This window comes from Yoonia sp., assembly GCF_036007805.1.
In the GTDB taxonomy this organism is placed as follows: Bacteria; Pseudomonadota; Alphaproteobacteria; order Rhodobacterales; family Rhodobacteraceae; genus Yoonia.
Genome location: NZ_DASYOK010000170.1, coordinates 1 through 7,301, shown reverse-complemented (window position 1 = coordinate 7,301; position 7,301 = coordinate 1). Strand labels below are relative to the sequence as shown.

The window sequence follows — 7,301 nt, the reverse complement described above, 5'->3', positions numbered from 1 at the left end:
GGCAGCTTTACCCGCGCACCGGTCGAGGAAGGGGTTTTTGCCTTTAACTGCCACCGCTTCTTCATGGAAAACCCGTCTCTATCGGGTCGTGGTTCCGCAGGGGCATCCGATGTGCCGCAGTTGACGCATACGGATGATTAGCGACTGCTAGTCAAACCCGACCGCATTGCCGCTGCGCCGGAAATCTTCGAAGCCGGTGTAAAGAACTGAATTTCTACAGAGAAATGATTCATCCTGCTGCTGCATTTGCGTTAACAGCTTTTCGAGCGCGACGTACTCGGAAGACCCACTAGCATAGCTTCCGGTTTCGATAGCCCACTGAATACGTTGCGCAATCGCACCATTGAATTTGTAGTGCCGCAGCGGCAACAGGTACTTTGTTGACGCCTGCAATCCGACAGAATGTGGTGAACTCAACCATTCTCCCTCAGCCCAACGCAGGAAGGCCGGTTTTCGTATATTGTTATATCGCTTAGGCGGAAGGCCAATTCGTGCCGCAATGCGGCGGTCAAACCAGTTCGCTTTGGTATTCACGCCGTGTGCTTGCATCAACCGTGCACGGACACCTCCGTATTTGACCGACGGTCCTTTATGCTTACGCAGCCTCAAGTGGCACTTGCCATCAAAGAACCATTTCTGGTCAAAATCGACCATTGCGTCGCCACGCATTGAAAGGAGTTCACGTGCCGTCGCAGGATACATGTCGAGCATGACTGACCAAACAGCGCGCTCGGCGTTTGTGCCTAGCTGCGCAGCGAGATCCTGCAGTGTCATCCCTTCCGGAAGGTCCAAGAACTCATCGGCGTCAAGGTGAAGGGACCAAACGTCAATACAGAACTTTCGCAGGAGTAGGTTCCGCCAGATCGTCATGATCTTTGTGCCCATCAAATCGGACCGCCCGTCACCGTCTGTTGAAACGCTATCGCCAAACCGCCAACCGCTGTGCAGAACAACGACGTCCGCCTGTGCGGCAAGATAATCTCTGGTGCCGTCATCTGACTGGTCATCAATGAATATGAACCGATCAACCCCCAACCCGCGGTAGTGCGGCAAGAACGCAGGCAGGAAGTGCATTTCATTGTGGACAATGCCGGTCAATGTGAAGGTGTGCGGCAGGTCTATGTCGCCCGAGACAACGGTTAGATCATCGAACTGTTTCAGCACGTCGTCGTTCATGAAAATTGGTCCCCGCTGCGTCGAATTCCGCTCTCGTCGCCCTTAAGAAGAGCTATAACCAGCCAGCAGGTCCCGATAGCAAATCCGGCCAAGCCTGTCATGATGTGAATGGCCGTCGCGATAGTTCTCACAACAGTTGACACAAGCACAGGATCAGGAACTTTTATTCGAAACCAACTGCAATGCCTGTACGCTGGAAATCCTTGAAGCCTGTGTAAAGCACTGATTTGGCGTAGCGGAAATCATCATCGGAGATGGATATTGCTTCAAGCAAGCGTGAAAGATCATGATATTCGCTGCCTCCGTTCGGATGGATGCCTGTTGACGTCGCAACAGAAATGCGCTGATGAATAGGCCCGTTGAATTTGTAGTGCCGCAGTGGCAGCAAGATGCGGGCAGAGGTCTCCACACTGACGGAATGCGCACTGTTAAAACGCATCCCCGGTGTCCCGCGCAATAACACTGGCTTGCGGATCGCGTTATAGCGCGGCGGCGGGAGGCCGAGCAGTGCTCTTAATCGGATCTCTAATCGGGTCTTCTGACGATTGAGGTCATGCTTGGCCAGCAGGCGGGCGCGACTGCCCGGGTAGACTGTCTTGGGCGCCTTGCCTTTCCGCAGACGCAGGTGTTCTTCGCCATCAAAATACCACGGCTTTTGCAAGTCGATGAGGGGATCACCGGCCATTTCTGCCAGATCCGAGAGAGTGGCCGGATACATGTCGATCATGGCAGCCATGACCGCGCGTTCATTATCCTCACCCAAGGTGTCGGCCAATTGACTGATGGACATGCCCTCGGGCAGATCGAGAAACTCATCGGCATCAAGGTGTAACGACCATTGATCCAACGCGTATTTTTCGACCAAGAGCATCCGCCAGACCAACTCTAAGCGTTGATGCGGCAATCCAAGGGTCGCGGCGTCTTCTGCGTCAATCCTGTCGCCGTATTTCCGGTTGCTTTTCAGCACCATCACATCCGCTTGCGCGTCCAGAAATTCTGCTGTGCCGTCGGTTGAACGGTCGTCAACGAAGATGAACCGCTCAACCCCCAATTTGCGATAGTGGTCCAGAAAAGGTGGGAGAAAATGCATTTCATTGTGCAGCAGGGCCGATAACGTGAACCCCGGACCATCCGTTAAATCGCGTGAGACAATCCGGAAATCATCATATTTCTTGAGCGCGTCGTGCATCGTATTCCCAGTTGCGTACATGTATCTGCAAGACCTCTACCGCATTGCAGGCGCCAAAGGCAATTTCAGTCAATACGGGGCGGGCAGTTGACGCATGCGGATGATTGATTGATACCCTTCCCCTGGGGATGAAGACCGAGGGTTCCGATGACACAAGCGCCTGCCGAGGAAACAATCGACTGGGGGCCGTTCGGGCGTCCTCTGTTTGAGGATGCCGCCGCCAAACGCCTCAGCCGCGTGGGTGTGATTGACGTGGGCTCCAACTCGGTCCGTTTGGTGGTGTTTGATGGCGCGGCCCGCTCGCCTGCCTATTTCTACAACGAAAAAATCATGTGCGCGCTGGGTGCGGGCCTGTCCCAGACAGGGCACCTGAACCCTGAAGGGCGCGTGCGGGCGCTGTCGGCGATCCGCCGGTTTGCGGCACTGGCCGAAGGGATGGGCATTCCGCCCCTGACGGCGGTGGCCACCGCAGCAGTACGCGAAGCCAGCGACGGCAAGGAATTCCAGGACGAGGTTTTGCGCGAAACGGGCGTCAAGCTCTGGATCATCGACGGACAGGAAGAGGCGCGCTTGTCGGCGCAAGGTGTCTTGCTGGGCTGGCCTGGCAGCTATGGGCTGGTTTGCGATATCGGCGGGTCCTCGATGGAGCTTGCGGATCTGGCCGATGGCCGTGTGGGCAATCGCCTGACCTCAGCGCTGGGGCCGTTGAAGCTGCGCGAAATCAAAGGCGGGCGCGCAGCGGTCAAAGCCTATGTGCGCGAAACCATGGCGCAACTGCATGACCAGATGGGCAACGCCACGGGGATGCGCCTGTTTCTGGTCGGCGGGTCCTGGCGGGCCATTGCACGGGTCGATATGGAACGGCGGGGCTATCCGCTGACGGTGCTGCACGAATACCGGATGAGCGCGCGGCAGATCAGCAAGACCGCCGAATACATCCGGCAATCCGACCTGACCGAACTGCGGGCACGCTGCAATATCTCGGACAGCCGCATGACACTTGTCCCCCTCGCGACGATTGTCCTCAAAGAACTGATGCGCACGTTCAAGCCCAAGGATGTGGCGGTATCTTCCTACGGGATCCGTGAAGGGATGCTTTATGAGCAGATGCCCCGCGCGCTGCGTGAACGCGACCCGCTGATCGAGGCCTGCCGCTTTGTCGAAGCAAAAGACGCCCGCCTGCCGGGCTTCGGGCGGGTCCTGTATGAATTCATCAAGCCCTTGTTTCCACGCGCGAACTGGCAACGTAAACGGATTATCAAAGCGGCCTGTCTGCTGCATGATGTCAGCTGGCGCGCGCACCCCGATTACCGTGCCGAGGTGACATTCGACAACGCAACACGCGCCAATCTGGGTGGATTGAAGCATTATGAGCGCGTATTCCTCGGACTTGCGCTGATGAACCGTTACACCGGCAAAGCGGCGAATTCACGGTTTACGCCGCTTTTTGAAATGCTCGATGAAGGCCAGATAAAAGAGGCCGAAATACTGGGTAAAGCGATGCGCCTTGGGGCCATGCTCTGGCTGACGGCAGATGAAGAGCCAGGCACGTTGAAGTGGAAGCCGCAAAAACGCGAACTGAAGCTGAGCCTGACCGAACACGCCCGACCGCTTTTTGGTGAGGTCGCACAAGCACGGTTTGATGCATTGGCCATGGCAATGGATGCGACCAGCACCGTCGAATTCACCAAGTAATCGAGACCGCATGCAAGATGGCGGCGGCCACCCGCCTGATTCCACCGTCCACCTGACCTAAGGACGATTGCTAGACGTTGTTGCCACAGTCAAAATTCAACAATAATTCCAAAAAATAGAAACTGTTTCCGTTAAGTGGGATTTTTTCGGCACATAATTTAACTGAAGATTAACAAACGCGATTTAGACACGCAAAAGTCAGATTTCCGCCTCATTTGACTAGATTTTGTGGCATGATCGGCAGAGGTTAGGAACACGGGTGGTTCTTACCTGTGTTTTTAAAATTCTGCCGTGTTGGCAGAGAAGTGATTTTGGATGGTAAACGTGGTACACGACGCAGTCAGATTTGATGTTGCAACAGCGGCAACGAAAGGTGAACGGGACTATCAGGAAGACAGTCTGATCGCCAGCTTCCCCCAAGGACAAGAAACCGGTTTTGCAGTTTTGGCCGATGGCATGGGCGGGCACATGTGCGGTGATGTGGCCAGTGCGCTGGTGATGTCCGAGGTATTTAGCCAGATCAAGATGAACGAAATGCTGCTGGGCAAACGCATTACCGACATCTCGAGCATTCTTCACATGACAGCAACCGCCGCCAACGACCGCATCAGCCAATATGTCAAGGAGCGCCCTGATTCATATGGCATGGGTGCCACGCTCTTGGCGACTGTGATCCGCGGGGATGAGCTTTACTGGGTGTCGGTCGGCGACTCGCCGCTTTATCTGTACCGTGACGGTGTCTTGACCCAGCTGAACCAAGATCACTCGATGGCGCCGCAAATTGACATGATGGTCAAGGTCGGCGCGATGTCCGAAGAGGTGGGCCGCGACCACCCTGACCGCAATACACTGACCTCCGCGATTGCCGGTCACGCCATCGCCAAGATCGATTGTCCGGACACACCGAAAACCGTGCAGGCGGGCGATATCATCATCGCGGCAACGGATGGGCTCCAGTTTCTGTCAAATGACACGATTGCCGCGATCCTGAAAGAGACGCACAGCAAGCGCAGCATGGATATTTCCAGCGCTCTGCTGGCCGCTCTGGACGAACTTGCAGATCCGGATCAAGACAATACCGCGTTCACTGTGGTCAAACTTGGCGCAAGCCGGCACGTCGCCCTGTCCGACACCGACCACATGGAAGGATCGGCACTTTTCCAGCGTCACGATGCGACTTCACGCAAAGCCCCCGTGTTGGAGACTGTGGCCACCAATCCCGCGCTAAAGGCGACGGCGGTGCAGGATCCGATCGATATTCCCAAGAAGCGCGTGATCCGTCTGGTCACATCGCAAACGCTGGATTTCGAGCAAACAGAGGCACCGGTGGAAACCGGCGCACCGGTCACGCCGAACAAGCCGCAAGGCAACACAAGCTGGTATCGCCGCCGTACATCAAACGACTAGGCGCGCATTAAAGCTCTATTTCACCCTTGTCCGGCGCGGGCTCCCACGCAGGGGCGTCCGGGCTGCGGCGCATGATGATATCGCCATTGGGCAGGATTTCGGGCGCTTCATAATAGCGAAGATCGTCAATCCGTTCGAGCAGTTCGCCAAAGGCCGGACCGACCGATTGGACAAATTCACCAAAGGCGGGGCCCATCTGTTCAACGTTATCCCGGAGCGCTTCCAGCGCAGGTTCCATTTCTGACATCAAGCCGCGCATCAGCATCCGCGCGCCCTCTTCCATAAGGTCGAGACCTTCGCCCATGTCGCTTTCGGGTGCATCCTCTGCCGTGGCAGGCGCACACAAAAGCGCCGCAGCGACCGTGAGTGCCAGAATCTGTTTCATAGAATTAAAATAGGAATACGCGGGTGCGATTACAAATCACAAATCAATATCAAGCACGACGGGGAAGTGATCCGACGCCAACAATAGCGCCTCGCGCACCGCATCGTCCGCATTGCAATCAGGATGATCAAAAGGATGCCAAATCTGCCATCTTGGTGACTTTGCCTCCAAACTTGGCGACACCATGATATAATCAAGCAATACCTGCAGATAGGGCTGTCCTTTGCGTGCAAACCGTGCGGTCGTCGGTGGTGGATCTGTTCTGCGCCCCAACACCATCTGTGCATGCGGATCAAAAAGCCGCGTTTCGCCATTCTCGCCCAGAACAATCTCGACCCCTGAACGCCCGAAGAGCTTTTCATACTCGTCAAGGCCCGGACCGTCATTGAAGTCGCCCAGCACAATCAGATCGTCACCAGCCGCCAGATGCTGTTCCACGCGTTTGCGCAGCCAGATGCATTGCGCCAGCTGTTTGCGGCGGTTGTGGATCGAAATCCGTGTGGCCTCTGCCGTGTTGCGCGCACCATGTGGCGCTTTCGATTTGGCGTGTACCCCGATCAGGCGCAGCGGCCCGCTTGGCGTTGTCATCGCAAGTTCAAGCGGCGGTTTTGACCAGACAATGGGGTCAGGATGGGCGTCAAAATCGACGTCCATCCGGAATTCCCCATCAAAGCGCGGTGCGTCAACATCGCTTCGCGGGTCATGCCGTGCTGAAACAACATCAGGGTCGAACAGCAGCGCGATTTCCTGCTGGGTGTCGTTGGTAAAGCCCGTCACCGCCTCACGCGCGCGCAGATCGAAACGTGCGGCGAAATTTTCCAGTGCCACCCGCGCATCGCGATGGTTGCTTGTATCGGGGGCCTCGATGATCATCACCGCATCCGCGTCCATCGCAGCAAAGACCACACCCAAGCCGGCAATCTGCTCGGCCTTGGTGACATCCCAGCGTGCCGACCATGTGCCGTCCTCAATCAGCCTGTCATGGCGGTCAAAAAGACTGTTGAACCATTCCACATTGTAGGTCGCGATCCTCACGCGTGGTTCCCCTGGATCTCTTCCCAGGCACGGTTGATCGCGACCATCCGCCGTTCAGCCAGCTTTACCGCCTCTTCCGGCACGCCCCGCGCCATCATCTGGTCAGGATGGGTATCGCGCACCAATTGCCGCCATGCCGCGCGGATCTCGTCCTTTGACGCCGACGGCTCCACCCCCAGGACATCGTAGGGGTCGCGCTCTGCTTCATCCACAAACTGGGCGCGGATGCCGCGAAAGCGGCGTTCGTCAAAGCCGAAAATGGCAGCAACATTTTGCAGGAAATCGTCTTCCTTTGGATGATAAAGACCGTCGGCCAAGGCAATGTGAAACAGCCCCTCCAGCAGGTCGCGCAGCGGGCGCACGTCATCGCCGTACATGGCCTTGATGCGGCGGGCGTAGATATCATAACCCGCC

The 7,301-nt window shown here is 56.5% G+C and carries 7 protein-coding genes; 2 read left to right on the top strand and 5 right to left on the bottom strand.

Translation table 11 applies throughout. The features are described 5' to 3' along the window. Positions 1-147: 147 nt before the first annotated feature. Positions 148-1,176 (bottom strand): glycosyltransferase family 2 protein, encoded by a 1,029-nt coding sequence (locus tag VGP75_RS10090; RefSeq protein ID WP_327543540.1) that lies wholly within the window; start codon positions 1,174-1,176, stop codon positions 148-150. Between the two features lie 163 nt (positions 1,177-1,339). Further along, complete coding sequence (locus VGP75_RS10085) at positions 1,340-2,365, bottom strand: glycosyltransferase family 2 protein (protein ID WP_327543539.1); 1,026 nt, start codon at positions 2,363-2,365, stop codon at positions 1,340-1,342. Positions 2,366-2,512: 147 nt separating this feature from the next. On the opposite strand from VGP75_RS10085, the gene VGP75_RS10080 reads away from it, so the two are divergent. Then, on the top strand, positions 2,513-4,060 hold the full coding sequence (locus VGP75_RS10080; protein WP_327543538.1) for a Ppx/GppA family phosphatase: 1,548 nt from the start codon (positions 2,513-2,515) through the stop codon (positions 4,058-4,060). Between the two features lie 315 nt (positions 4,061-4,375). Next, a complete protein-coding gene (locus VGP75_RS10075) occupies positions 4,376-5,467 on the top strand; it encodes a PP2C family protein-serine/threonine phosphatase (RefSeq protein ID WP_327543537.1) in 1,092 nt (363 codons plus the stop codon). Between the two features lie 7 nt (positions 5,468-5,474). Here VGP75_RS10075 and VGP75_RS10070 read toward each other — a convergent pair whose 3' ends face one another. The 3 genes from VGP75_RS10070 to VGP75_RS10060 all read right to left on the bottom strand — a co-directional run. Beyond that, on the bottom strand, positions 5,475-5,852 hold the full coding sequence (locus tag VGP75_RS10070) for an AAA+ family ATPase (protein WP_327543536.1): 378 nt from the start codon (positions 5,850-5,852) through the stop codon (positions 5,475-5,477). Between the two features lie 36 nt (positions 5,853-5,888). Then, entirely contained in the window at positions 5,889-6,887 is a 999-nt protein-coding gene (locus tag VGP75_RS10065; RefSeq protein WP_327543535.1) for an endonuclease/exonuclease/phosphatase family protein, read from the bottom strand. After that, on the bottom strand, positions 6,884-7,301 hold a 418-nt coding region (locus tag VGP75_RS10060), incomplete at its 5' end, for a TerB family tellurite resistance protein (protein WP_327543534.1). The genes VGP75_RS10060 and VGP75_RS10065, both read right to left, overlap by 4 nt.